22 protein-coding genes are annotated in these 24,955 nt (G+C 56.7%); 17 read left to right on the forward strand and 5 right to left on the reverse strand.

Going from position 1 to position 24,955, the window contains the following annotated elements:
• Positions 1-96: 96 nt before the first annotated feature.
• Positions 97-1,296, reverse strand: a complete 1,200-nt coding sequence (tyrS, locus tag INT20_RS16880) for a tyrosine--tRNA ligase (protein ID WP_193053265.1) — start codon at positions 1,294-1,296, stop codon at positions 97-99.
• Positions 1,297-1,411: 115 nt separating this feature from the next.
• On the opposite strand from tyrS, the gene INT20_RS16885 reads away from it, so the two are divergent.
• From INT20_RS16885 to metW, 6 genes are all read left to right on the forward strand, one after another.
• The gene (locus INT20_RS16885) at positions 1,412-2,554 is read left to right on the forward strand and encodes an anhydro-N-acetylmuramic acid kinase (protein ID WP_193053264.1); all 1,143 of its coding nucleotides are present in this window, start codon (positions 1,412-1,414) and stop codon (positions 2,552-2,554) included.
• Positions 2,555-2,683: 129 nt separating this feature from the next.
• Positions 2,684-3,394 carry a YggS family pyridoxal phosphate-dependent enzyme gene (locus tag INT20_RS16890; protein WP_193053263.1) on the forward strand — a complete coding sequence of 237 codons (711 nt, stop codon included), beginning with the start codon at positions 2,684-2,686 and terminating at the stop codon, positions 3,392-3,394.
• 14 nt (positions 3,395-3,408) lie between these two features.
• Positions 3,409-4,233, forward strand: a complete 825-nt coding sequence (proC, locus tag INT20_RS16895; protein ID WP_172117573.1) for a pyrroline-5-carboxylate reductase — start codon at positions 3,409-3,411, stop codon at positions 4,231-4,233.
• Between the two features lie 28 nt (positions 4,234-4,261).
• Positions 4,262-4,855 carry a YggT family protein gene (locus INT20_RS16900; RefSeq protein WP_172117574.1) on the forward strand — a complete coding sequence of 198 codons (594 nt, stop codon included), beginning with the start codon at positions 4,262-4,264 and terminating at the stop codon, positions 4,853-4,855.
• Positions 4,856-4,919: 64 nt separating this feature from the next.
• Positions 4,920-6,101, forward strand: a complete 1,182-nt coding sequence (gene metX, locus INT20_RS16905; RefSeq protein ID WP_193053262.1) for a homoserine O-succinyltransferase MetX — start codon at positions 4,920-4,922, stop codon at positions 6,099-6,101.
• Positions 6,101-6,694 (forward strand): methionine biosynthesis protein MetW, encoded by a 594-nt coding sequence (gene metW / locus INT20_RS16910; protein ID WP_172117576.1) that lies wholly within the window; start codon positions 6,101-6,103, stop codon positions 6,692-6,694. The genes metX and metW overlap by 1 nt, the downstream gene beginning before the upstream one ends.
• On the opposite strand, the gene sfsA is transcribed toward metW, so the two are convergent.
• Together sfsA and INT20_RS16920 are read right to left on the reverse strand one after the other, a co-directional pair.
• Entirely contained in the window at positions 6,635-7,444 is an 810-nt protein-coding gene (gene sfsA / locus INT20_RS16915) for a DNA/RNA nuclease SfsA (protein WP_193053261.1), read from the reverse strand. The genes metW and sfsA overlap by 60 nt on opposite strands.
• Positions 7,441-8,601: an aminotransferase class I/II-fold pyridoxal phosphate-dependent enzyme gene (locus INT20_RS16920; RefSeq protein ID WP_193057365.1), complete on the reverse strand. Its 1,161-nt coding sequence runs from the start codon at positions 8,599-8,601 to the stop codon at positions 7,441-7,443. The genes sfsA and INT20_RS16920 overlap by 4 nt, the downstream gene beginning before the upstream one ends.
• A gap of 185 nt (positions 8,602-8,786) precedes the next feature.
• Between INT20_RS16920 and dksA the strand changes: the two genes are divergently transcribed.
• The 11 genes from dksA (at position 8,787) to INT20_RS16975 (ending at position 21,201) form a co-directional block, all read left to right on the forward strand.
• On the forward strand, positions 8,787-9,224 hold the full coding sequence (dksA, locus tag INT20_RS16925) for an RNA polymerase-binding protein DksA (RefSeq protein ID WP_087108663.1): 438 nt from the start codon (positions 8,787-8,789) through the stop codon (positions 9,222-9,224).
• 81 nt (positions 9,225-9,305) lie between these two features.
• Complete coding sequence (gluQRS, locus tag INT20_RS16930; RefSeq protein ID WP_193053259.1) at positions 9,306-10,196, forward strand: tRNA glutamyl-Q(34) synthetase GluQRS; 891 nt, start codon at positions 9,306-9,308, stop codon at positions 10,194-10,196.
• Between the two features lie 10 nt (positions 10,197-10,206).
• Positions 10,207-10,383, forward strand: a complete 177-nt coding sequence (locus tag INT20_RS16935) for a hypothetical protein (RefSeq protein ID WP_172117580.1) — start codon at positions 10,207-10,209, stop codon at positions 10,381-10,383.
• Entirely contained in the window at positions 10,373-13,315 is a 2,943-nt protein-coding gene (locus INT20_RS16940) for an ATP-binding protein (RefSeq protein WP_193053258.1), read from the forward strand. Before INT20_RS16935 ends, INT20_RS16940 begins: the two co-directional genes overlap by 11 nt.
• Positions 13,293-14,675 (forward strand): sigma-54-dependent transcriptional regulator, encoded by a 1,383-nt coding sequence (locus tag INT20_RS16945; RefSeq protein ID WP_193053257.1) that lies wholly within the window; start codon positions 13,293-13,295, stop codon positions 14,673-14,675. The genes INT20_RS16940 and INT20_RS16945 overlap by 23 nt, the downstream gene beginning before the upstream one ends.
• 841 nt (positions 14,676-15,516) lie before the next feature.
• Positions 15,517-16,902, forward strand: coding sequence for a polynucleotide adenylyltransferase PcnB (gene pcnB / locus INT20_RS16950; RefSeq protein WP_172117583.1), 1,386 nt, complete (start codon positions 15,517-15,519; stop codon positions 16,900-16,902).
• Positions 16,903-16,909: 7 nt separating this feature from the next.
• Complete coding sequence (gene folK / locus INT20_RS16955) at positions 16,910-17,410, forward strand: 2-amino-4-hydroxy-6-hydroxymethyldihydropteridine diphosphokinase (protein ID WP_193053256.1); 501 nt, start codon at positions 16,910-16,912, stop codon at positions 17,408-17,410.
• 224 nt (positions 17,411-17,634) lie between these two features.
• Entirely contained in the window at positions 17,635-18,426 is a 792-nt protein-coding gene (gene panB / locus INT20_RS16960) for a 3-methyl-2-oxobutanoate hydroxymethyltransferase (RefSeq protein ID WP_193053255.1), read from the forward strand.
• 37 nt (positions 18,427-18,463) lie between these two features.
• A complete protein-coding gene (panC, locus tag INT20_RS16965; protein WP_193053254.1) occupies positions 18,464-19,312 on the forward strand; it encodes a pantoate--beta-alanine ligase in 849 nt (282 codons plus the stop codon).
• Between the two features lie 49 nt (positions 19,313-19,361).
• The gene (gene panD, locus INT20_RS16970; RefSeq protein WP_087108680.1) at positions 19,362-19,742 is read left to right on the forward strand and encodes an aspartate 1-decarboxylase; all 381 of its coding nucleotides are present in this window, start codon (positions 19,362-19,364) and stop codon (positions 19,740-19,742) included.
• A 280-nt stretch (positions 19,743-20,022) separates the two neighbouring features.
• On the forward strand, positions 20,023-21,201 hold the full coding sequence (locus INT20_RS16975; protein ID WP_193053253.1) for an acetyl-CoA C-acetyltransferase: 1,179 nt from the start codon (positions 20,023-20,025) through the stop codon (positions 21,199-21,201).
• A 93-nt stretch (positions 21,202-21,294) separates the two neighbouring features.
• On the opposite strand, the gene INT20_RS16980 is transcribed toward INT20_RS16975, so the two are convergent.
• Positions 21,295-22,464, reverse strand: coding sequence for an MFS transporter (locus tag INT20_RS16980; RefSeq protein ID WP_193053252.1), 1,170 nt, complete (start codon positions 22,462-22,464; stop codon positions 21,295-21,297).
• A gap of 126 nt (positions 22,465-22,590) precedes the next feature.
• The gene (pnp, locus tag INT20_RS16985; protein ID WP_172117589.1) at positions 22,591-24,753 is read right to left on the reverse strand and encodes a polyribonucleotide nucleotidyltransferase; all 2,163 of its coding nucleotides are present in this window, start codon (positions 24,751-24,753) and stop codon (positions 22,591-22,593) included.
• Positions 24,754-24,955: the final 202 nt, after the last annotated feature.

Here is a 24,955-nt window from a genome sequence, read left to right on the forward strand (position 1 = left end):
ACCGCTGGTAACGCTGGGCGTCCCCGGCAGCGGATGCGTACTTTACGGATTCGCTGCCGGTTTGGCAAGGCCTTTTTGAAGATAGTTTCAAAAAGTTCAAACAAGCGTCACACGACCGTAACGTTTCTTGCCTGCCTGTATAACGTAGGCCTTACCCGTTGCCAGCATGGTGTCCTGCGCAACCACGTCGCCATCGACTTTAATACTCCCGTTCTTAAGCATGTCTTTCGCCTGGGCACTGTTTTTGGTCAGGCCTGAACGGTTGAGTACGGCAGCAATGGGGGCTTGATCAGCGCCTTCAAAATCCACTTCTATTTCTGGCAGATCGTCAGGCAGTTCGCCATCGGCCAGTTGGTTACCTGCGGACTTGTGCGCATTAGCGGCGGCTTCTTCACCGTGGTAGCGAGCAATCAACTCACGCGCCAGCTCCATTTTCACGTCACGTGGGTTCGCACCCTGCTCAACACTCTGCTTAAGCGCATCAAGCTCTTCGTTGGATTTCAGCGACAGTAGCTCAAAGTAGCGCCACATTAAGCTATCGGGCATTGAAACCAGCTTGTTGAACATGGAACCCGGTGCTTCATCAACGCCCACGTAGTTACCGAGCGACTTTGACATCTTCTGCACGCCGTCCAAGCCTTCCAGTAGCGGCATGGTGATAACGACCTGAGGCTCCTGACCGAAGTGCTTTTGAATTTCACGCCCCATCAGCAGGTTAAACTTCTGGTCGGTGCCGCCCAACTCGATATCCGCTTCCAGCGCCACAGAGTCATAGCCCTGGACCAGCGGATACAGAAACTCATGAATGGCGATAGGCTGATTGGCTTTATAGCGTTTTTCAAAATCATCCCGCTCAAGCATACGCGCAACGGTGCTTTGTGCGGCCAGCTCAATCATCTTGGCGGCGGTCAGCTCGCCAAACCACTCCGCATTAAAGCGCACCTCGGTCTTTTCAGGATCAAGGATCTTGAAAACCTGCTCTTTATAGGTTTCCGCGTTGGCTTTCACATCGGCTTCGGTCAGTGGCTTGCGGGTGATGTTCTTACCCGTCGGGTCACCAATACGTCCAGTGAAGTCACCGATCAGAAAAATAACGGTATGCCCCAGGTCCTGGAATTGACGCATTTTGGTCAGAAGCACGCTGTGACCCAAATGCAGGTCAGGGGCGGTGGGGTCAAAACCAGCTTTGATACGCAGCTTGCGCCCGGAGGCCAGCTTCTTTTTAAGCTCGTCCTCTACGAGGATTTCATGCGTACCCCGCGCCAACAGCGCTAACGTCTGATCCACCTCACTCATTGCCTCTCTCCACTCTAAACGTTGCCCCGTTGGGCATACAGATGAACAATAACCGACGATGTTACCATGCCTGTCCGGCCTGGTTGAGCCTTCGCACCGCCTTGGATACTGCTTTATGAAAACGCTCCCCACTGCTCCCGCGCTTTATTATATGGGTTTAATGTCAGGCACCAGCCTTGACGGCATTGATGCAGCGCTTGTTGCAATCACTCACAGCGCCCCTCCTCGGTTAGTGGCAACCCATGCCGAGCCCATGCCGGAGGCATTACACAGCGCACTATTAACACTATGTAACACAGAGCAGGTAAATTTCGCCCAGTTGGCCTTGGCCGAAAATGCCTTTTGCCATCTTCAGGCGCAGGCTATTAATACCCTTTTGGCCCAGCAAGGTCTTTCACCCAGCCAGATCAGTGCAATCGGCAGCCATGGCCAAACTATCGAGCACGCTCCCGATGGGCATAGTGGCGGCCCCGCCTACACGCTGCAGCTGGATAACCCAAGCCTATTGGCGGAACTGACAGGATGCACGGTCGTCGCCGACTTTCGCCGCCGCGACTTGGCGGCAGGCGGCCAGGCGGCCCCACTTGCGCCCGCCTTTCATCAGGCGCTATTCGGAAGACAAACGATAGAACAACTCATCCTCAACCTGGGCGGGATTGCCAACGTTACCTGGCTACCGCGCCATGCTGAACAGCCGGTATTAGGGTTTGATACCGGCCCAGCTAATGTATTACTGGACGCCTGGTTTGCAAAACATTATCCCGGCCGGTTTGATCAAAACGGCAGCTGGGCTAAAAGCGGCCAGGTAGATAGTGCTCTCTTGGCGCGCTGCCTCAACGAACCCTACTTTCGCCAACCGCCGCCGCGCAGCACCGGGCGCGAACTGTTTCACTTAACGTGGCTCAAGCAGCACCTTACCGGCACGGAATCACCCGAAGATGTGCAGGCCACACTTGCCGAGCTAACAGCGATCAGCGTGGCCGAAGGCATTAAGTACTTATTGCCCGACAACCAACCCGCAACCCTAATCACCTGCGGCGGAGGCGCCCACAACGCCTACTTAATGGCACGCCTTGCCCATTACCTACCTAACGCCACGTTTACCTCGCCATCGGCTTACGGCTGGCCAGAAGACTGGATTGAAGCAGGTGCCTTTGCCTGGCTTGCCCATCAGCGTTTGCACCATTTACCTGGCAACTTACCCTCGGTCACGGGTGCCAGCGGCCTGCGTGTATTAGGGGGCATTTACTCACGCTAAGCGTCAGGCGATGGAAGCTGCTGATATTTATTAGCGAAAAGAGGCCGTTCATACGCATTCTACTTTGCCGAGGATGCTCGCAGTTCGGTAATATCCCTCTCACTTCCAACTGCGGTAAGGTGCTTGAGTATGATGGACATCGCGCTTCCTGAGTCGCTCGCCCAAGCGCGAGAACGTCTGCATCAGGCGCTTTTAGAGGTCAAGCGTCCTTTAAATGACGCAACGCTGCTTGCGGTGAGTAAAACCAAGCCAGCCCCTCTGATTCGCCAGGCTTATGCACTTGGTCAGCGGGCGTTCGGCGAAAACTACCTGCAAGAAGCATTAGACAAGCAGACCGAGCTTGCTGACCTAAACGATATTGTGTGGCATTTCATTGGCCCGCTACAGTCGAATAAAACCCGCGCAGTGGCAGAGCACTTTGACTGGATGCATAGCGTTGACCGTTTAAAAGTTGCCAACCGACTCAGCGAGCAGCGCCCAGGTCATTTAGCGCCGTTAAATATATGTTTACAGGTTAATATTAGCCGTGAGGCGTCTAAATCGGGGGTGATGCCTGAAGACGTTAGGGCGCTGGCCCATGAGGTAGCCCAGCTACCCCGTTTACGGCTGCGCGGTTTAATGGCAATTCCCGCGCCAGCGGACACACTAGAGGCACAGCGCAAGCCGTTAGCCGAACTAAGGCACCTGCTGACAGAACTACAGACAACGCTGCCTCAGGCCCCATTAGATACGCTTTCAATGGGCATGAGTGATGACCTTGAAGCCGCCGTCATGGAAGGTGCCACACTGGTACGTTTAGGCACCGCTATTTTCGGTGCGCGCGGCGCAGTCAATTCATAACACAGGACACGCACATGACAAATAAGATCACTTTCATCGGCGCAGGCAATATGGCGACCGCTATTATCGGCGGCCTTATCGACAGCGGTGTTGCACCCACGGACCTTACCGCCACCGCGCCCAGCAGCAGCGAGCTTGCGCCGGTAAAAGAGCGCCTGGGTATTAATATTCACACCGACAACAACGTTGCCGTCAGTCACGCTGACGTGGTGGTGCTGGCCGTTAAGCCGCAAATCATGCGGGTGGTATGTGAAAAGCTGCGGGAGACTATTCAGCAACAGCGCCCGCTGGTGATCTCCATTGCAGCAGGTCTGGACGCCGCGACCATCGACCAGTGGCTAGGGGGCAATAACGCCCTGGTCCGCTGCATGCCCAACACACCTTCGCTGGTGGGATACGGCGCCAGCGGCCTGTTCGCCAATTCAGCCGTGAGCGATGCCCAGCGCGATATCGCCACTCAGCTAATGGAAGCTGTCGGCATTGTTGAGTGGGTGGAAGAAGAGCCGCTTTTGGACGCGGTAACGGCGGTTTCTGGTAGCGCCCCGGCCTATTTCTTTTTAATGCTTGAAGCCATGGAAGAGGCTGCCGTAACGCTTGGATTACCGGCTGAAACGGCGCGCCGCCTGGCCATCCAAACGGCGCTGGGCGCCGCTACCATGGCGCAGAAGAGTGACAAAGACCCTGCCACGCTCAAGCAAAACGTGATGTCGCCAGGCGGCACCACTGAGCGCGCGATTCATCATCTGGAAGAGGCGCAGTTGCGCACTACCATTGCCGATGCCATGGAGGCCTGTGCCAAGCGCGCCCAGGAAATGGCCCGTGAATTAAGCAGCCACTGAATTATCTAACGTAACGGAGACACCAGCAATGGGCAGTCAATTGGGTAGCGCCGGGTTAACGCTAGTTAACTCGCTGATCAATATCTATTTATTTTTACTGATGCTGCGATTCTTATTGCAGGCATCGCGGGCGGACTACTATAACCCGCTAAGTCAGTCGGTGGTTAAGATCACCCAGCCTGTCGTAAGGCCTTTTCAGAGCTTTTTGGGCCCTGTGGCGGGCCGTTTCGACCTTGCCACGCTCGCCGCAGGCTTTGTGCTAAAAGTAGTGAGCATGGTGGCTATCTTCATGGTGATCGGCATTGGTATCCCGCCCATTGCCGGGCTACTGATTGCCGGGGTGGCGGCGATTGCCAATGCGATATTAAAGATCTACTTTTTCGCTCTGATTGTGATGATCATTTTAAGCTGGGTGGCTCCGAATGCCAGCCACCCGGGCGCACTGCTGGTCATGCAGGTGGTTGAGCCCATCATGGCGCCGGTACGCCGGGTGATTCCACCGCTGGGAATGATCGACCTGTCCCCCATTGTGGTCTTTATTGCCATTAATCTTCTTGATGGGCTGGTGGTTGGCTCTCTGATCCGTGCTGCCGGCATTTCAGGGGCCCTGGTAGGGCTTTAAGGCTTTAGCCCCGCTTCCCCCCGGCTTTATTCAGAAGAACCCTTTTGCAGGACTAACGCTTTCGATGCCCGACTCAGACACGCTTGCCTTTGCTGACCGACCAACGGACGCCGTTGGTCTTGTCACGCCTCATATTGCGCAGTTCGACACGCCACTTGCCCTCGCCTGTGGAAAAGTACTTCCGGAATATGAGCTGATCTATGAGACCTACGGCACCTTAAACGCCGAACGCAGCAATGCGGTGTTGATTTGCCATGCGCTTTCCGGCCACCACCACGCGGCGGGCTACCACAGTCTGGATGACCGCAAGCCCGGCTGGTGGGATGCGCACATTGGGCCAGGTAAATCGATCGACACCAATCGCTTCTTTGTCGTTTCCCTGAATAACCTGGGCGGCTGTCACGGCAGCACCGGCCCGGTTAGCCACAACCCTGAAACCGGTCGCCAGTGGGGGCCAGATTTCCCCATGGTCACGGTCAGCGACTGGGTCGCAAGCCAGGCACGCCTGGCCGACCATCTGGGGATTGAGCGCTGGGCGGCCGCCGTGGGCGGAAGCCTCGGTGGCATGCAGGTACTGCAGTGGACAATAACCTACCCTGAGCGAGTGGCAAATGCCGTGGTGATTGCCGCAACGCCCCGGCTTTCAGCGCAGAACATTGCGTTTAACGAAGTAGCCCGTCAGGCCATTCGCTCAGACACCGAGTTCTTCGGCGGCTGGTACGCCGAGCATGACACCGTACCCAAGCGCGGGTTGAAACTGGCACGCATGGTGGGACATATCACCTACTTGTCAGAAGACGCCATGGGCAGCAAGTTCGGGCGCGACCTTAGAAGCGACGACCTTAACTTCGGCTTCGATGTTGAGTTCCAGGTCGAATCCTACCTGCGCTACCAGGGCGATGCATTCTCCACCGCCTTTGATGCCAATACCTATCTTCTGATGACCAAGGCGCTGGACTATTTCGACCCGGCCGCCACCTGCGGCGGTGACCTGGCCAAAGCGCTTGCCCCTGCACAGTGCCCTTTCTTGATTGTCAGTTTCACTACCGATTGGCGCTTCCCGCCCGCCCGTTCCCGTGAGCTGGTCGATGCCCTTATCCGAGCGGGCAAGTCGGTTAGCTACGCCAATATTGCGTCGCCCCATGGGCACGATGCGTTCCTGCTACCAGAGCCGCGTTATGAAGCGCTGTTCAGCGCCTTTATGAACCGTACTGCTCGTGAGCTAGGCCTGGAGGAGACCCGTTGATGCGCGCCGACCTTGAACTGATTTACGACTGGGTGCCTAAAGGCGCTCACGTACTGGATCTCGCCTGCGGCGATGGCGAACTTCTGGAGAGCCTGGCCCGCGACAAGAGCGTCACTGGCTATGGTCTGGAGATCGACCCAGACGGCATTACCAGCTGCGTGGCACGCGGTGTCAGCGTGATAGAGCACAACCTGGACGACGGACTGGCCAGCTTTTGCGATCACAGCTACGACCTGGTCATCATGACCCAAGCACTCCAGGCACTGCGCCGCCCCGACAAAATGCTTGATGAAATGCTGCGCGTCGCTGACGAAGGCATTATCACCTTCCCCAACTTTGCCTACTGGCGTCACCGCGTCTACCTGGGTCTACGCGGCTACATGCCGGTCTCCAAGTCGCTGCCTCACGCCTGGTACGACACGCCCAACATTCACTTGTCGACCTTTAACGACTTCGAGCAGCTGTGCCGTGAAAAGGGCCTGGTCATCGTGGATCGTGCCGTGGGTGTGGGCGAGCGCCGCGGGCACTGGACCTCAAAGTGGTGGCCCAACCTCTTCGGCGAGATCGCCATCTTTCGCGTACGTCGCCGTTAAGCGAACCGGCAGCGTGCGCGCAAGCGTTACGCTGACCGGAACACCCTCCTTCCACTGAGTGCTCGTACCATACGCGAGCACTTCAACACCGCTGGCAACCGCCGCCTCAAGCCCTGCCGCATAGGTGGCGTCGATATGTGCAGCGGGTGCAACATCGTTAATACCTTCGTGGGCAATGCAAAACAGCAGCACGGCCCGCTCCCCCTGCAAGGCCAATGCACTTAACGCCTGCAGGTGTTTAAGCCCGCGCACGCTTACCGAGTCGGGGAAATAACCGTATCCATCCTGCTCTTTGAGGGTTACCTGTTTGACCTCAATGTACGCGCGCCCTTTCACCGGGTCCTCAAGAAGAAAATCAAGCCGCGACTCCCCGACCTTTACCTCACGACGCTGGCAGGCATAACCGGTAAGCGCCTCCAGTTGGTTAGCACTGAGCGCCGCCTCGACAATCCGGTTGGTTCGCCCCGTATGAACCGATACCAACGACACGCGACCATCGGGCTGGGGCAGCTCAATGAACTCCCATGTCCATAAAAGCTTGCGCTTGGGGTTATCACTGGGTGACAGCCACACTCGGCAGCCGGGCACATTGACGGCTTTCATCGACCCGGTATTGGGGCAGTGCGCTACCACTTCTCGGCCATCGTCCAAGCGCACGTCAGCAAAAAAACGCTTATAGCGGCGCAGCAGCGTACCGGGAACCAGTGACGGATAACCCAATGGAGAAGGCAGCGAAGAGGCCCGTGTCATAGCCGCCCCACGAAGCGGGTGATCCGCGCCACCGCCTCCTCAAGCCGAGCAACATCATTGGTAAACGCAATCCGCACATGGTGCTCGCCACCGCGCACGGCAAAATCAATACCGGGGGTAATGGCTACGTTTTCCTCTTCCAGCAGCCGTTCACAAAAGGCCTGGCTATCGCGGCTATAGCGCGAGATATCCAGCCAGACATAAAACGCGCCTTGAGGCGGTAAGTCGGGCGCCAGGCCAAGCGTCGCCAGCCCATCAAGCAATACCTGACGGCGCTCAGCGAGAATTTCACGACGCTGCTCCAGAATCGCCCGGCACTCGGGAGTGAAAGCGGCAAGCGCTGCATGCTGAGACGGGGTAGAAGCCGCCAGAAAGACGTTCTGGGCAAGCCGGGTTAAAGGCTCAACCGCACGCGACGGCGCGACCAACCAGCCCAGGCGCCAGCCGGTCATACCGAAATATTTTGAGAAGCTGTTAACCACAAACGCTTCGCTGGAAAGTGATGTCGCAGACAGCGGAACATCGTCGTAGTTGAGTCCTTGATAGATCTCGTCAACGATCACTTCGCCCGAGCGCGTGGCCACAGCGTCCAGCACTTGAGACAGCTGCTCAGCACTCAAGGTGTGCCCGGTAGGGTTGGAGGGCGAAGCCAGCATGGCCAGCCGGGTTTCATCACGCCAGTGCCGCTCGACCAAACCGGCATCCAACTGCCAGCCGCTCTCACGCCCCACGGAAACCGCGTCAACTTCAGCGCCTGCCAACGCCATAAAGTGGCGGTTGCATGGATAATTGGGGTCCGCCATCAGCACCCGGTCACCGCTCTCTACAAGCAGTTGGCTTGCCAGCAGCAGCGCGCCGGATGCACCCGGCGTAACCAGAATTCGGGCAGGGTCCACGTCAGCATTAAAGTGTTCAGCGTAGTGCCTGGCAATGGCCTCACGTAGCGCAGGCAGCCCGGCGGCGGGAGTGTAACGCGTCTGGCCACGTGATAAGGCCTGTTGACCTGCCGCAATGACCGACTCAGGCGTGGCAAAGTCTGGTTCGCCGACCTCCAGATGAATCACGTCATGCCCCGCCGCCTCCCGCGCCTGGGCCATTTCCAATAGATGCATCACGCGAAAAGGTGCCACGTGGCTGATTCGTGGGTTCCAGGCCATAACGGCTCCTTCATCTAGCAAAGTTAAAGCATGACAGGGGTCTTACAAGCAGTAGGACCATAGTCGCAAACGCACCATTATGCTTGCAAAGCGGGAGTTTTTCAGCTAAACAAGCATCCCTTTGGCGTGAGATCGTGGCATACGCTCATGATCGATCAGCAGTCATATACGTAAGGGGCAATCCCATGCCAGTAGCGGAAAAAAAACCGGAAGCGGCCAAGTCCTTCACTCCGTATGAGTCGGCACCGGGTGAAGAGTACATGAACGATAAGCAGTTGGCGCATTTTCGTCAGCTGCTGTTGGACTGGAAGCAAGACCTCATGGAAGAGGTGGACCGCACCGTGCGCCACCTTCAGGAAGACGCCAACAACTACGCCGACCCCGCCGACCGGGCAACGCAGGAAGAGGGCTTTAGCCTTGAACTGCGCACTCGCGACCGCGAGCGCAAGCTGCTCAAGAAAATCAATGAAACCATCGAAAATATCGACGACGACGATTATGGTTTCTGCGAAGCATGCGGCGTTGAAATCGGTATTCGTCGTTTGGAAGCCCGTCCTACCGCCACCCTTTGCGTTGATTGCAAAACCCTGGCGGAACTTAAAGAAAAACAGCTTGGCGGCTAAGCCGGTTATTTAAACCCTTGGTACGCTAACGCTGAAGCGGGCACCTTTGGGTGCCCGCTTTTGTTTTGGGTAAAGGTTTGCATGATGTCTTCTATCAGCTACCGGGGGCGCTTTGCCCCCACTCCTTCAGGGCCTTTGCATTTTGGTTCGCTTGTTGCAGCGCTCGGCAGTTATCTGGATGCCCGTGCCGCTGGCGGGCGCTGGCTGGTGCGTATTGAAGATATCGACCCACCGCGCTGCCCCCAAGGGGCAGACGCCACCATTTTGCGCCAGTTGGAACGCTTTGGCTTACAGTGGGATGAAACGCTATGCTGGCAGCACAACCGCCATGACGCTTATCAACAAGCGCTGGATCAACTCATTGATCAGCGCTTGGCGTATCCTTGTAGCTGCTCACGCAAACAGTGGCAATCGCATGCTATTTATCCAGGCTGGTGCCGTGACGGATTAAGGGAGCCGGATAAGCCGGTTGCCTGGCGGTTACGCAGTGACCTGGCCAAGCGCCCGATTGTCTGGCAGGACCGTCTGTTTGGCGCGCAGCAGTTTGACCCAGTAGCGCTGGGTGACGTGGTACTTAAGCGCAAGGATGGTCTTTGGGCTTATCAGTTGGCGGTCGTCGTTGACGATGCCGAGCAGGGTATTACCGACGTGGTTCGTGGGCTCGATTTACTCGACAACACCCCTTGGCAGCGTCAGCTTCAAAGCGCTTTGAAGCTTCCAGAACCGCGCTATTTACATTTGCCACTGGTCGTCACCCCAGACGGCCAAAAGCTTTCAAAACAGAACCTGGCCCCGGCGCTTGCCGAGGACGAGGACGGCAGGCGGCGCCAGCTTTTTCAGGCGCTTCAAGCGCTTGATCAAGCACCACCGGACACTCTGGCCACAGAACCTCCTGCCAGCCAGCTACACTGGGCAGTGGCAAACTGGGCGATTGAGCGCCTTTCCCCCACCGAACACCGCCGCTCGCCGTAAGGAGTTCTCCATGTATGTCTATCGCATCATGCTGTTTTTGGTGTTTGGCGGTTATTTACTCTCTCCGTTATTAATGGACGGCTGGAGCAATCCGAGCACGGCCTGGTACCGCCCGTTCGCTATCTGGGGCGTGTTGATTGCGCTCACGCTATGGCTTGAGCAAAAAAGGAAGTTAGATGAGCGTTGAGTTAACCGGCGTTTTACTGCTCGGCCTGGGCTTCCTGGGGCTGATGTTTAGCTGTGGCGTCGCCGTTGAGCGCGGCTGGTTGCCAACATACGTTACCCGCCACCCCATCGTTTACACCCTCGCACTCGGCGTTTATGCCAGCGCTTGGGCAATTTATGGCAGCGTTGAACTTGCGGCCCAGGCAGGGTTTGGCTACCTGGCTTACTACCTGGGCGCGGCCGGTACCTTTCTACTTGCCCCGGTCCTGCTGGTGCCTATCCAGCGGATTACCCGCACGTATCAGCTCGCCTCACTCGCGGATCTGTTTGCGTTCCGGTTTCGTTCGCGCTGGGCAGGCTCACTGGTCACGTTAATCAGTCTTTTGGCCGTGCTGCCACTGTTAGGCATTCAAGTTCAAACCTTGAGCAGCGCTATTCAATGGCTCACCGGCAGTGCCTATAGTTCCGCGGTCGCCCTGCTATTTTGTGGGCTGATTGCGGTACTCGCCGTGATGTTCGGAGCCCGACATAGCCATACGCGCCAGGACCCGCTAATCAGCATGTTGGCGCTTGAGTCTCTGATCAAACTACTCGCCATGCTGTGCCTGGGAGCGGTGGCCTTATGGCTTGTGTTTGATGGACCCAATGATTTACAACGCTGGCTTGAGGGGCCAGGCCTACAAGCCCAGCAGGCAACCTATCAGTTGGATGACGCTCAATGGCGCACGCTGTTACTGCTGTTTTTTGCAGCCGCGTTCATGATGCCCCATCTATTTCATATTACCTTTGCCGAAAACCTGTCACGCCACACCCTGCTTCAGGCCAGCTGGACATTACCGCTTTACCTGTTATTGATGGCCTTGCCGATACCGCTTATCTGGTGGGCCGCTCAATCGGTCAATAACGAGCTTCCGATCACTGCCTACGCGGTGTATATGATCAGCGAACACTGGTGGGTTAAAGCGCTGGCTTTTCTGGCCGGGCTAGCTGCGGTCACCGGTACGATGATCATGATCGCCCTGGCGCTATCCGGCATGGTGCTCAACCATATTGTGCTGGTGGCCAGGCCGCCCGAAGCGCGTAGTGACCTTTATGGCTGGCTACTCTGGCTACGCCGAGCCTTGGTGGTCGGCGTGATTGTTAGCGGCTGGCTATTTTATGAGGGGGTTGGGCGCCATCACGACCTCGTGAGCCTGGGCATGGCCTCTTTTGTGGGTATGGCGCAGTGCTTGCCCGGCATGCTGGCACTGCTTTACTGGCCAGGCGCAAACCGCAAAGGCATGGTTGTTGGCCTTATCGCAGGTGTCATCCTATGGCTTTGGGGGCTTTGGCTACCGCTTATCTTCACGTTCCCGACCCCCGCACTGCCCTTTACTCACCTGATGAGCGACAGTGCGCCGCCCTGGTACACGGTAACGCTGGTATCACTGGCGACCAACATTGTTCTCTTGATGGTTATTTCGCTGTTTACACGTATTTCAGAGGGCGAAAAATCAGCCGCCGAGGCGTGCTCCGTCGATGCCGTTATCCGCTCCAAGCGGCTACCGCTGGAGGCAGCCACCGCTGCTGACTTTTCTACGCACCTGGCGCAAGCGATCGGCGATGAAGCCGCCCAGCGAGAAGTATCCAGAGCATTAAAAGCGCTCAAGTTTACGCCACAAGAACGCCGCCCTTACGCACTGCGCCGCCTGCGTGACCGTATTCAGGCCAACCTGTCAGGCTTAATGGGGCCTTCGGTCGCACGTGACATTGTCGACCGCTACCTGCCCTACCGCCATGACGACGCCCCGGTAACGGACGATATCCACTTTGTGGAGAGCCGCCTGGAAGCCTACCGTTCACGCCTGACCGGGCTTGCCCGAGAGCTTGACGGACTGCGCCGCCACCACCGCCAAACGCTGGCTTATCTTCCTGTTGGCCTGTGCGTATTTGGCGATGACAAAGAGCTTTTGATGTGGAACGAGGCGCTTTCCCAGCTTTCTGGCATCAGCGGCGAAAGCGTGATTGGCGCGCGCTGCGATAATTTACCTGCGCCGTGGCCTGAGCTATTGGGCAACGTCTTGCTAGCTACCCACACACCGCTGTATAAGCAGGCGGTGTCGCTGCACGGCAAGGATTACTTTCTTACCCTGCATAAAGCCGAGCTTAGCGGCCACGACAGCCGAGGCGGCAGCGTGGTGTTGGTCGAAGACCACACCGAGATGAAATGGCTGGAAGATGAGTTAGTCCATGCTGCCCGCCTGGCTTCTATTGGCCAGTTGGCAGCCGGCGTTGCCCACGAGATTGGCAACCCGATTACCGGGATTTCGTCACTGGCGCAAAATTTACGCTACGATACCAACGACCCTGCTCTGCTGGAGACTGCGGATCAGATCCAGCAGCTAACCCGGCGCGTAACGACCATTGTGAACTCGCTGGTCGGCTTTGCGCATGGCGGGCGCCAGGCGGGCCCGCCGCCCGCGTCTCCTGCGGCGCTTAACACGCTAAGCGAAGACGCATTAAACTTGATCCACCTGGCGCGTTCGGGTGAGGATGTAACGTTGACCAATGCATGCCCTGATGGTCTTGTGGTACGCGGGGATGCTCAGCGTTTAACCCAGGTGATGGTCAACCTGCTTAGCAACGCCAGGGACGCTTGCATGCCCGGCGGCCAGGTGGTGATTACCGCAGGGCAGCAGGCAGGCAGTGCCTGGTGGCGGGTAACGGATAACGGCCAGGGAATTGACCCTCGCGTGCGTGACCACTTGTTTGAGCCATTCACCACGACCAAACCTGCAGGCGAAGGCACAGGACTTGGGCTGTCGCTTGCGTATCAAATTATCAATGAGCACCAAGGCAGAATAGACGTGGCCTCGCCGCCGCCCAATGAGCCTCGCGGCACGGCCATTACGCTTTGGCTGCCGCTTTACCAACAGGATGGCCAGCGACCCTATGCCCAGGATTCTGATTGTTGAAGATGAAGCGATTATTCGCAGTGCGCTAAAACGCCTGCTTGAGCGTCATGACTACACCGTCAGCGAAGCAGGCAGCGTTGAAGAGGCCAACCAACTAACGCTTCCTGAGTTCGACCTCATCATCAGTGACCTGCGTCTGCCGGGCGAGCCTGGCACCACGTTGATTGGCGCTGCTGCTCCCGCACCGGTGCTGATCATGACCAGCTATGCCAGCATGCGCTCAGCGGTAGATGCCTTAAAACAAGGTGCCGTCGATTATATCGCCAAGCCGTTTGACCATACTGAAATGCTGGAGACCGTTGAGCGTATATTGCATCAGCAGTCGATGCAGCATGGTGAACCCCCTGCGATTACTGATGATGGTGGCAGCCAGCAGATGATGATTGGCGAGTGCGCGGCCATGCAGCAGGTCTATACGCGTATCCGCAAAACCGCCCCGGCCGATGTGACCGTGCTGATTTTAGGAGAATCAGGTACCGGTAAAGAGCTGGTTGCGCGGGCTATTCACCAACAAAGCAAGCGCGCTAGCGCCCCGCTAATCAGCGTTAACTGTGCCGCTATTCCCGAAACGCTGATTGAGTCTGAACTATTCGGCCATGAGAAAGGCGCGTTTACCGGCGCCAGCGCATCACGTACCGGCCTGGTGGAGGCCGCCGACCAGGGCACGCTGTTTCTTGATGAGATTGGTGAGCTGCCCCTTGATGCCCAGGCACGCCTGCTGCGTGTGTTACAGGAGGGAGAAATCCGCAAGATTGGTTCTGTGGAAACCCGCCACGTTAATGTCCGCCTAATTGCCGCGACCCACCGCGACCTGCGTGCCTTATCCAAAAGTGGTGAATTTCGCCTGGACCTTTACTACCGCTTAAACGTGATGCAGATCGAGCTCCCCCCGCTGCGCGAACGCGAAGACGACGTGCTCCAGATTGCCGATATCTTGCTGGATAAAGCGTGCACGCGTCACGAACGCCCCGGTCTACGGCTTTCAAGGGCCGCCCGCCAGGACCTGCGTGATTACCCGTGGCCAGGTAACGTTCGTGAACTTGAAAATGCCCTGGAGCGAGGCGTGATTTTAGCCGAAGGCCATCTGATTCACCCGGATGATCTCGGACTGGCACCTGCACCGCCTCGTGCCCATTCACAGGCGAGTTCAGCGGCCTCCTCCAGCGACGAGAGCACGCCAGCGGAGGATGAGGATGACCTCTCTTTGGAAGACTATTTCCAGCACTTTGTGCTTGAGCATCAAGACCTGATGAGCGAAACCGAGCTGGCTCAAAAACTGGGCATTAGTCGTAAAAACCTGTGGGAACGGCGCCAACGGCTTGGCATCCCGCGTAAAAAAACTGCTCGGCGTCCCAACTGACGCCGCTGACTGGCTTGCCCGCAAGCGCCTCACACCAAGTGCTTACGACCATCGTCTACTATACTGATTTAAATAAAAAATAACCGATTTACGTTACCCAATCATTGTTACCTACCCACACAATGCCCGTAAAAAATCGGACCAAAAACGGTAACACTTATCTGTCACCGAAGTTCCTCAAAATAAAAAAATAATCATAAGCACATGAAATAAATAAACATTTAAACAAGTGGCACGACGAGTGCAATATTACTGGGTAAGAAAAATAAACTGGGCCAAGCGGTGGGTCACTAACAAAAACAACATGACACCACCCTAACCTGAGCCATAACAAAAACAACAAGGCCAGGAGAGATAACAGCACTAATAATAACAACAGGCTTCAATCTCATGACTTGCTGGCGCTAAGCACAATAAGCGCAGCTAATAAAAACAACAGGTAGCAAGTGCCCAAAATGGACGCGACGTACACCAAATGATCTGCGCCCCAACAAGAATAATAGCAGTGAGTGTGTACACCCCCGGAACCAACAATAATACGTCGGGGAAGAAAAGTTCGCGGTTGGATTATTGTTTTGAATACGAGGCGGTCGGATACTGCCTATCGACTGCGGTGCGTATTCAGGGCGATGTGCCATCATGAAGAAAAACAGCAGCATGGACGCTGATTAAATGCTTTATAGGGGAGGCTCTTTTAGCCTCCCCTTTCCGCGTTTAAAGGGGAAGGCGTTCGCAAACCTGCCCGAGGTGCTTTGCAAGCGTAAAGGGGTCGGCTACACTCATCGGCTTACCGCTTACTTCACGGTCACTTTTTCGATACCCTGCGAGTCGATATCGCCGCATGTTCAAAGGATTTACCCGTTTCTTACATAGCCCGGGAGAGCAATTGAAAACCCTGCTCGATCCCCAAGAGAGTGGAACCGCTCTCAGCCCACGCATTATCCCTCGGTCCGAGCACCCTGTTTCTCGCCAACATATCAGCGACGCTGCGCTAAAAGTGCTTTACCGCCTTAGCGGTGCAGGCTTCGACGCCTACCTGGTGGGCGGATGTATTCGCGATGCGCTGCTTGGCAAAATGCCCAAGGACTTTGACGTTGCCACCAACGCCACGCCGGAGCAGGTGCGTGACCTGTTTCGCAATTCGCGTTTGATTGGCCGACGCTTTCGTATTGTCCATGTCCGCTTTGGGCGCGAGGTCATCGAAGTCACTACGTTCCGTGGCAAGCCACAAGACGAACACGGCGAGAATATCGCTCACCAGTCGGACGCCGGCTTGCTGCTGCGAGACAATGTATGGGGCAGCATTGAGGAAGATGCCTTACGGCGTGACTTCACCGTTAACGCGCTGTATTACAACATTGCCGACTTCAGCCTTCACGACTTTGCCAACGGTGCGCGTGATATTGAATCGCGCACGCTGCGCCTGATTGGCGACCCGGCCACCCGCTACCGGGAAGACCCGGTGCGTATGCTGCGCGCCGTTCGCTTCGCGGCCAAGCTCGACTTCACTATTGAGCCTGACACCGAAGCGCCGATGTACGACCTTGCGCCGCTGTTGCTGCAAATTCCGCCTGCACGGCTATTTGATGAAGTGCTCAAGATGTTTATGTCAGGCTATGGGTTGGCAACCTTCCGCCTGCTTAGCCATTACGGCCTGTTTGGCATGCTCTTCCCCGAATCGGAAGAGGCCATGGCCGATGCGGCGTGGGCGGAAAAGCTCATTGAATTCGCCTTGGCCAATACCGATAAGCGCATTGCCGAAGGTCGCCCGGTGACGCCTGCCTTCCTGCTGGCCGCCTTCTTATGGGCCCCGGTTGCCAATCGCCAGGCCGAGCTTGAAAGTGAAGGCATGCCCGCGATACCGGCACTGCAAACGGCATCGCAGGAGGTGGTGTCGCGTCAATTGGAACATACCTCTATCCCTAAACGCTTTGGCATGCCCATGCGCGATATTTGGGAGCTACAGGCACGTCTGCCGTTACGACGTGGCAAGCGTGCGTTCCAAACCCGCGAGCACCCACGGTTTCGTGCCGCTTACGACTTACTACTGCTGCGTGAGCAGGCGGGCGAAATCCCGCGCGGCTTGGGCGACTGGTGGACGGCCTTCCAGCAGGGCGACGAGCATGAGCAGCTTCGCTTGCTACAAAAAATTGGGGGCGACCCGGCAAGCCAGGGCGACCGCCGCCGCAAACGGCGCCGTAAACCCACGCGCAAATCGGAAAAGTGAGCAACGCATGAGCCCGACATCGCTTACGTATATTGGCTTGGGTAGTAATCTCGATGATCCTATCAGGCAGGTGCGCCAGGCGATTTCGGCACTTGCCCTGCTGCCCTTGAGCCAGTTGACGGCCACTTCCTCACTTTACGCGAGCCGCCCGGTTGGCCCCCAGGACCAGCCGGATTTTGTCAACGCAGTAGTCGCCCTGACAACGCGCCTTTCACCGCTGGCGCTGCTTGACCAACTACAGGCGCTGGAACAACAGCACCGGCGCCAGCGGCTACGCCACTGGGGCCCACGCACACTGGATCTGGATTTACTGCTTTTTGACCAGCAGATAATTGCCTACCCGCGTTTAAACGTTCCCCATCCGCGTATGCACGAGCGCGCCTTTGTGCTCGCTCCCCTGGCGGAACTGGATGCAACGCTGACGCTTCGCCAGCAGCCGGTAAGCGAATGGCTAAATCAAATCCCCGAACCAGGCATTCAGCGTTTAGTCGAAGATGGTCCTGCCTAAGCGGTTATCTTGCTACCCTAGCCTCGACACACAACACTGGACCGGGTAACAATCGCTTTCCAGCCCACACACCAACGTTCTGGTTTGTCTTTCAGGGCCCATTTTTCAAGACCCGTTTTTTAAGAACTATTTTCAAAAACCATTTTTAAGAACATCGCAACAGCGTGATATTAACAACGGTCGGCTGCCCATGCCGCAGCGGCCACGACGAGTGAGAGCATGCCATGAAACCCGTGACTCTAAGCACGCTACAGGCCTACAAGTGCGCTGGCGAAACATTTAGTTGCTTAACCGCTTACGATGCCTCCTTTGCCCAAGCGGCTAGCCACGCCGGTATCGACGTGCTTTTGGTGGGTGACTCGCTCGGCATGGTGCTCCAGGGGCATACCAGCACGCTCCCCGTGACAGTCGACGATATTTGCTACCACACCCGCTGTGCCGCACGCGGCAAAGGCCATAGCCTGTTGATGGTTGACCTGCCGTTTATGAGTAACGCCTCTACACAGCGCATGCTGGAAGACGGCGCAGCTCTCATGCGAGCCGGTGCGGAACTGGTCAAGGTAGAAGGCGAAGCCTGGATGGCCGAGGGGATCCGTGAGCTAACACGCCGCGGCGTGCCCGTATGCGCCCACTTGGGCTTAACGCCACAGGCGGTTTATCAGCTAGGTGGCTACAAGGTACAAGGACGAGACACCGCCCAGGCAGAGCGTATCCTGCAAGATGCCAAAGTGCTGGTTGAGGCGGGCGCTTCGGTTATATTACTGGAGTGCGTACCGGCAAGCCTGGGCAAGGCCATTACCGACGCGCTTGATGTACCGGTCATCGGAATTGGTGCAGGCCCCGATACCGATGGTCAAATTCTGGTCATGCATGATGTGCTCGGCGTCACCCATGGCCGCCCGCCGCGGTTTGTGAAAAATTTCATGGCAGATGCTGGCAATATTCAGGGCGCTTTTCAGGACTTCCACGAGGCGGTCAAAACGCGCGCCTTCCCTGCTCCCGAGCACTGCTTCTAACCTGCCCGTTTGCGACGTAACCTTACGACACATGACTATGCGTACATTGCGAGAGATCAACGACCTGCGCAGCCTGCTGCGCGACTACCGAACGCACGGCCAGCGAATCGCGCTCGTGCCGACCATGGGCAATCTTCATGCCGGGCATTTAGCGCTGGTTGCCAAGGCGCGTGAGCACGCAGATGTTGTTGTTGCCAGCCTGTTTGTGAACCCCATGCAGTTTGGGCCTAACGAAGACCTGGACGGCTACCCGCGCACCTTCACCGATGACCAGGCAAAGCTTAGGGCAGCCGGATGCGACGTGCTCTTTTCACCCTCGGTAAGCACGCTTTATCCCAATGGGCTAACCTCGCAAACGTGCGTTCACGTGCCTGACGTGGGAGAGGGCCTGTGCGGTGGCTCACGGCCCGGGCACTTTGACGGCGTGTCTACCGTTGTCACTCTGCTGTTTAACCTGGTACAGCCCGACGTTGCCTGCTTTGGTGAGAAGGACTACCAGCAGCTTGCCGTTATTCGCAAGTGTGTGCAGGACCTGCATATGCCGATTGACATTATTGGCGTGCCGATTGTGCGCGACGACGATGGGCTGGCGCTTTCATCGCGTAACGGCTACTTGAGCGATGCCGAACGCGCGATAGCCCCTACGCTTTACCGCACGCTGTGTGAATTGCGCGACGCGTTAGAGCAGGGGGAGCCGCTTGAAACCATGCTGGCGAACGGGTTGATTGAGCTTACCGAGGCAGGCTTTACGCCCGATTATCTTGAGCTTCGTACGCCCGAGTTAACGCCTGTTAGCACCACCACGCGTGACGCGGTATTACTGGCCGCTGCTCGGCTAGGTCCCGCTCGCTTGATTGATAATCTCAGCGTGCAACTGCCCGCTTGATCCATTACGTTTTATCGCCAAGCCGCAGGCTTCGCAACCAGGAGTTGTTATGCAAACAATTATGCTCAAAGCCAAGCTCCATATGGCACGCGTTACCCATGCAGTGCTTAACTACGAAGGGTCTTGCGCCATTGATGGCGACCTGCTGGATATGGCCGGTATTCGTGAAAACGAACAAATCCAGATCTATAACGTTGAAAACGGTGAGCGTTTTACCACCTACGCGATCCGTGGCGAAGAAGGCTCTCGTTTGATTTCGATTAACGGCGCGGCGGCGCATTTAGCCGCCCCCGGTCACCGGATTATTATTTGTAGCTACGCCCACTATTCGGAAGCCGAGCTTGAACAGCACCAGCCAGCTCTGGTCTACCTGCAGGAAGGTAACGAGGTTAGCCATACCAGCAACGCTATCCCGGTGCAGCTGGCGTAGGCTACGCATTCTAGTCATCTATCGAGCGGGCCTTCAGGGTCCGTTTTTATTTGCCTTTAAAAAAGCGCATTGCCGCAACGCACAACTTTCCCCTATGCTGAGTAGCAAGCCTGACATAAAAAAACAGATAGCGCAGGTTATGCTCAGTACATCAGGCAGTAAGAGCAGATAGCAAGAACAGATAGCAAGAACAGACAGTAAAACAGGTCCGTAAAAACAGGCCCGTACAAACAAAATAGCAAAACAGACGGTCTACCTTACTCACGTTAGGAGTCATCTCATGCAAGAAGTGGTCATTGTTGCGGCTCGCCGCACCGCGGTCGGTTCCTTTGGCGGCTCACTGGCAGGCATTCCTGCAAGCGAGCTTGGCGCGTTAGTGATTAAGGATATCCTTGAATCAACCGGCGTTTCCCCCGACCAGGTGGACGAAGTACTCCTCGGCCAAGTACTGACGGCGGGCGTAGGGCAAAACCCTGCTCGTCAGGCGGCAATTAAAGCGGGCCTGCCGGCTTCCGTACCGGCCATGACAATCAACAAGGTATGTGGCTCAGGCCTAAAAGCCGTGCATCTTGCAACACAAGCGATTCGCTGTGGCGACGCTGAGCTGATTCTGGCGGGTGGGCAGGAAAACATGTCGGCGTCTCCCCATGTATTGCCCCATTCGCGCACTGGTCAGCGCATGGGCGATTGGAAAGCCATTGATACCATGGTGCATGACGGCCTTTGGGACGCCTTCAACGACTATCACATGGGCATCACTGCAGAGAATCTGGCTGAAAAATACGGCATCACCCGCGAGGAAATGGACGCGTTTGCCGCTCAGTCACAACAGAACGCTGCCAACGCCATTAAAGAGGGCAAATTTAAAAGCCAGATCGTGCCGGTGCAAATCCCCCAGCGCAAAGGCGATCCCGTTGTGTTTGATACCGACGAGAACCCGCGCGAAATTACCGCTGAAAAGCTGGCGGGCATGCGCCCAGCGTTCAAAAAGGACGGCACCGTTACCGCAGGTAACGCCTCCTCATTGAACGATGGCGCGGCCGTTGTGATGATCTGCTCGGCAGAAAAAGCCAAGGCGTTAGGTCTTGAGCCGCTGGCACGTATTGCCGCTTATGCCAATGCGGGCGTAGACCCTGCCATTATGGGTATTGGCCCCGTGCCAGCTACCCGTCGCTGCCTGGAAAAAGCCGGCTGGAGCCTGGAGGACCTGGACCTGGCGGAAGCCAACGAGGCTTTTGCGGCACAGGCCCTTTCTGTTCAGAAAGAGCTGGGATGGGATATATCCAAGGTCAACGTCAACGGTGGCGCGATTGCCCTGGGCCACCCGATTGGCGCTTCTGGCTGTCGCGTACTGGTATCGCTCCTTCATGAGATGATTGCCCGGGATGCCAAGAAAGGCCTGGCAACGCTGTGTATCGGCGGCGGCCAAGGGGTGGCACTGGCGATTGAGCGCCCCTGATCTCAGCGATTAACGCTTAAAATGTAAATGCCCCTGTCACTGACAGGGGCATTTTTATGCATCAAGGCTTCGCATCTAGCACTCATGGGGCGCTTAGCGGTGCTTTTCACCCACAATGGTGGCGGGTGTTCGCCATACCAACAGCGCGCCCAGCAAGAATAGGCCCGATGCGGCCCACATGGTAATAGGCAGGCTAGTAGCATCAACAACCCGGCCACCGACCATCGCGCCCAGCCCAATGGAGAGGTTGAATACAAAGGCCATCAAGGCGGTCGCGGCTTCGGTATTGGGTGCGGTGCGTAAAATCCACGTCTGTATGCTCACCGACACGCTGCCAAAGGCCGCGCCCCACACCATGAGTAGCAGCACGCCGCTGACAGGCTCGACCCCGAGCAGCGGGAAAGACGCCACCACCAATAGCAGCAAGCTTGGGATCGCCAGCACCGCTCGGTAAGGATGGCGCCCAGCGAACATGCCTGCGGCGATATTGCCCAGAATTCCTGCCGCCCCATACAGTAGCAGCAAGCTGCCCACATGGCGCTGAGCTACACCGCTTATCTCCTGAAGGATAGGGCTAATGAAAGTGTACGCTGCAAAGTGTCCGACAACTACAAAGCCCGTGACCAGAACCGCGACCCGAACGCCACGGCTAGTGAACTGCTGGGCCAGCACTTTGAGACGGACTGGCTCCCTGGGTGGAAGTGGCGGCAGCCAGCACCACAATGCCAGTGCGGTTAACAGGCTAAAACCGCCCAAAGCCCCAAACGCGATTCGCCAGTTGCTTAGATCACCCAGTAAGGTACCCAGTGGCACGCCAAGCACCGATGCAGCGGCTACGCCGCCAAAAATAATCGTCATAGCCTTGGGCACTTTATCGCTGGGCACCAAGCGCGGAGCAATACTCCCGGCCACGGCCCAATAACCGCCGATACTGACACCCACCAGCACGCGGGCGGCCAGCAATAGGATAAAGCTACTGGCCAGCGCTGAAAGCACGCTACCAATCACCATGACGACCATGAGTAGCGTGAGCATAATGCGCCGATCCAACCGGCCTACCGCCACGGGCAGTAGCGGCGCCGAAAAAGCGGCGACCACGCCCGGTACCATTACCATCAAGCCAGCGACACCGGGCGTTACATCCATGGATGAAGCCACCTGAGACAACAACCCGATAGGCAGCTGTTCAGCGGTTACCAATAGAAAAATGCCGATCATCACGGCGACCACCGCCCACCAACGCGGTGCCTGTTCCTTCTCCATGCCTACTTCCTTCTAACTAAACGTCCACCCAACCAAACGCTCTTTTAATCACACTTTCTTTCAACCAAACGACTCCGCCCCCGCAACCAGGGGCTACGGGGGCGGAAGAGACAACCTTACGGCGACTTAGTCCGCGGTGTTCTCACTTTCAGCGGCAAACGCTGCTTTCTCTTCTTCGGTGATCTCTTTCATCGAGAGCTTCACGCGGTTGCGGTTATCGATGTCGAGCACCTTCACAATCACGTCGTCGCCTTCGTTCAGGAAATCGCGCACGTTGTTAACGCGCTCAGCCACGATTTGCGAAATATGCACAAGACCATCCGTACCCGGCATGATGTTCACAAAGGCACCGAAGTCAGCAATACGTACGACCTTGCCGTTATACAGTTTGCCAATTTCCGCTTCTGCCGTAATCGCCAATACGGTATCGATGGCTTTTTTCGCCGCAGCCTTGTCTTCAGCGTAGATACGCACGGTACCGTCGTCATCAAGGTCGATAGACGCGCCAGTATCTTCGCAAATTTTGCGAATGGTGGCGCCGCCTTTACCAATAACGTCACGGATCTTGTCCGGGTCGATCTTGATGGTGGCCATGGAAGGCGCATTATCGGAGACGTCGGTACGGCTCTGGCTGATGACTACATTCATCTGCTCAAGAATACCCAGACGCGCTTTGTGGGCTTGCTGAAGCGCAGTCTCCATGATCTCTTCGTTGATGCCTTCAATCTTGATGTCCATCTGCAGGGCAGTAACACCCTCTTCTGAACCGGCCACTTTAAAGTCCATATCGCCAAGGTGATCTTCATCACCCAGGATATCGGTCAGTACCGCGTAGCCATCTTCGTCTTTCACCAGGCCCATGGCGATACCCGCCACCGGTGCTTTCAACGGAACACCCGCATCCATCAGCGCAAGTGAGGAGCCACATACAGACGCCATCGAGCTTGAGCCGTTGGATTCAGTAATTTCCGATACCACACGAATAGTGTAGGGGAAGGCTTCTTCAGACGGCAGCATGGCCTGAACACCACGGCGTGCCAGACGGCCATGGCCGATTTCACGACGTTTCGGGCCACCCATAAAGCCCGCTTCACCGACCGAGTAGGGAGGGAAGTTGTAGTGCAGCATAAAGCGGTCTTTACGCTCGCCTTCCAGCGACTCGATCAACTGAGAGTCACGCAGGGTGCCCAGCGTTGCCACTGCAATCGCTTGGGTCTCACCACGAGTGAACACCGCCGAACCGTGAGTCTTGGGCAGCGCGCCCACTTCGATCGCCAGCGGGCGCACGGTGAAGTTGTCACGGCCATCAATGCGCGGCTCACCTTTTACAACGCGTGAACGTACAACGCGTTTCTCAAGGCCAGCAAAGGCACCTTTTACTTCGTCTTTGCTGAACTTGTCGTTCACCGGTTCACCGTCAATGGCTGCCAGCTGTTCAACCGCCTGATCTTTCAGGGCTGCCAGGGCATCCTGGCGCTGCATCTTATCGGTGATGCGATAGGCATCGCCCACCTGCGCTTCAAACGCATCCGCAATGGCGGTTTTCAGCGCTACGTTCTCAGGGGCTGGCTGCCAGTCCCAACGCGGTTTGCCGGCCTCGGCAACCAGCTCGTTAATCGCGCTAACCGCGACCTGCATTTCCTGGTGACCAAACAGTACGGCGCCCAGCATCTCGTCTTCCAGAAGTTCTTTGGCTTCGGACTCGACCATCAGCACAGCGTTTTCAGTACCGGCAACGACCATGTCCAGCTCGGAAGTCGCAAGCTCTTCAACGGTCGGGTTAAGGAAATAACCCTGCTCTTCGTTGAAGCCAACGCGCGCAGCACCGATCGGGCCGTTGAACGGCACGCCAGAAATGCTCAGTGCAGCGGAGGTGCCCAGCATCGCGGCAATATCCGGATCGTGGTTACGATCAGTGGACAGAACGGTACAGATAACCTGCACTTCGTTCATAAAGCCTTTAGGGAAAAGCGGGCGGATCGGACGATCGATCAGACGCGAGGTCAGGGTTTCTTTCTCGGTCGGGCGTCCTTCGCGCTTAAAGAAGCCGCCGGGAATTTTACCTACCGCGTAGGTTTTTTCCTGGTAATGAACCGAGAGCGGGAAAAAGGGTTGGCTGGGGTTGGCTTCTTTGCGCGCCACCACGGTACACAGCACAACAGTATCTTCCATGGTGACCATAACGGCACCAGTGGCTTGACGAGCGATACGCCCGGTTTCTAGCGTGACGGTGCTACGACCGTACTGAAACGTTTTTTTTACCGGATTCACGGCGACTTCCTTTAACATTAATATCTACTTGTCTATTCGTTTGGGTCGTTTTGACTCGTCACCATTCTAGGCGCTGTAGCGCCATAGGGCTACCAGAAACCCAAAATCACCGGGCGCAAAGACCTTGCTCAGTGACTGACAGGATCGAGTAGGAAGGGGAGTCGCCTCCCCTGTCCTCTCACACCACCGGGCATACGGTTCCGTACCACGGCGGTTCATG

It is taken from the genome of Halomonas citrativorans (genome assembly GCF_014898005.1).
In the GTDB taxonomy this organism is placed as follows: Bacteria; Pseudomonadota; Gammaproteobacteria; order Pseudomonadales; family Halomonadaceae; genus Vreelandella; species Vreelandella citrativorans.

Bases quoted from the DNA above. Each gene is read 5' to 3' on its own strand.
- tyrS (WP_193053265.1), bottom strand. From the start codon at position 1,296: ATGAGTGAGGTGGATCAGACGTTAGCGCTGTTGGCGCGGGGTACGCAT.
- INT20_RS16885 (WP_193053264.1), top strand. From the start codon at position 1,412: ATGAAAACGCTCCCCACTGCTCCCGCGCTTTATTATATGGGTTTAATG.
- INT20_RS16890 (WP_193053263.1), top strand. From the start codon at position 2,684: ATGATGGACATCGCGCTTCCTGAGTCGCTCGCCCAAGCGCGAGAACGT.
- proC (WP_172117573.1), top strand. From the start codon at position 3,409: ATGACAAATAAGATCACTTTCATCGGCGCAGGCAATATGGCGACCGCT.
- INT20_RS16900 (WP_172117574.1), top strand. From the start codon at position 4,262: ATGGGCAGTCAATTGGGTAGCGCCGGGTTAACGCTAGTTAACTCGCTG.
- metX (WP_193053262.1), top strand. From the start codon at position 4,920: ATGCCCGACTCAGACACGCTTGCCTTTGCTGACCGACCAACGGACGCC.
- metW (WP_172117576.1), top strand. From the start codon at position 6,101: ATGCGCGCCGACCTTGAACTGATTTACGACTGGGTGCCTAAAGGCGCT.
- sfsA (WP_193053261.1), bottom strand. From the start codon at position 7,444: ATGACACGGGCCTCTTCGCTGCCTTCTCCATTGGGTTATCCGTCACTG.
- INT20_RS16920 (WP_193057365.1), bottom strand. From the start codon at position 8,601: ATGGCCTGGAACCCACGAATCAGCCACGTGGCACCTTTTCGCGTGATG.
- dksA (WP_087108663.1), top strand. From the start codon at position 8,787: ATGCCAGTAGCGGAAAAAAAACCGGAAGCGGCCAAGTCCTTCACTCCG.
- gluQRS (WP_193053259.1), top strand. From the start codon at position 9,306: ATGATGTCTTCTATCAGCTACCGGGGGCGCTTTGCCCCCACTCCTTCA.
- INT20_RS16935 (WP_172117580.1), top strand. From the start codon at position 10,207: ATGTATGTCTATCGCATCATGCTGTTTTTGGTGTTTGGCGGTTATTTA.
- INT20_RS16940 (WP_193053258.1), top strand. From the start codon at position 10,373: ATGAGCGTTGAGTTAACCGGCGTTTTACTGCTCGGCCTGGGCTTCCTG.
- INT20_RS16945 (WP_193053257.1), top strand. From the start codon at position 13,293: ATGCCCAGGATTCTGATTGTTGAAGATGAAGCGATTATTCGCAGTGCG.
- pcnB (WP_172117583.1), top strand. From the start codon at position 15,517: ATGTTCAAAGGATTTACCCGTTTCTTACATAGCCCGGGAGAGCAATTG.
- folK (WP_193053256.1), top strand. From the start codon at position 16,910: ATGAGCCCGACATCGCTTACGTATATTGGCTTGGGTAGTAATCTCGAT.
- panB (WP_193053255.1), top strand. From the start codon at position 17,635: ATGAAACCCGTGACTCTAAGCACGCTACAGGCCTACAAGTGCGCTGGC.
- panC (WP_193053254.1), top strand. From the start codon at position 18,464: ATGCGTACATTGCGAGAGATCAACGACCTGCGCAGCCTGCTGCGCGAC.
- panD (WP_087108680.1), top strand. From the start codon at position 19,362: ATGCAAACAATTATGCTCAAAGCCAAGCTCCATATGGCACGCGTTACC.
- INT20_RS16975 (WP_193053253.1), top strand. From the start codon at position 20,023: ATGCAAGAAGTGGTCATTGTTGCGGCTCGCCGCACCGCGGTCGGTTCC.
- INT20_RS16980 (WP_193053252.1), bottom strand. From the start codon at position 22,464: ATGGAGAAGGAACAGGCACCGCGTTGGTGGGCGGTGGTCGCCGTGATG.
- pnp (WP_172117589.1), bottom strand. From the start codon at position 24,753: ATGTTAAAGGAAGTCGCCGTGAATCCGGTAAAAAAAACGTTTCAGTAC.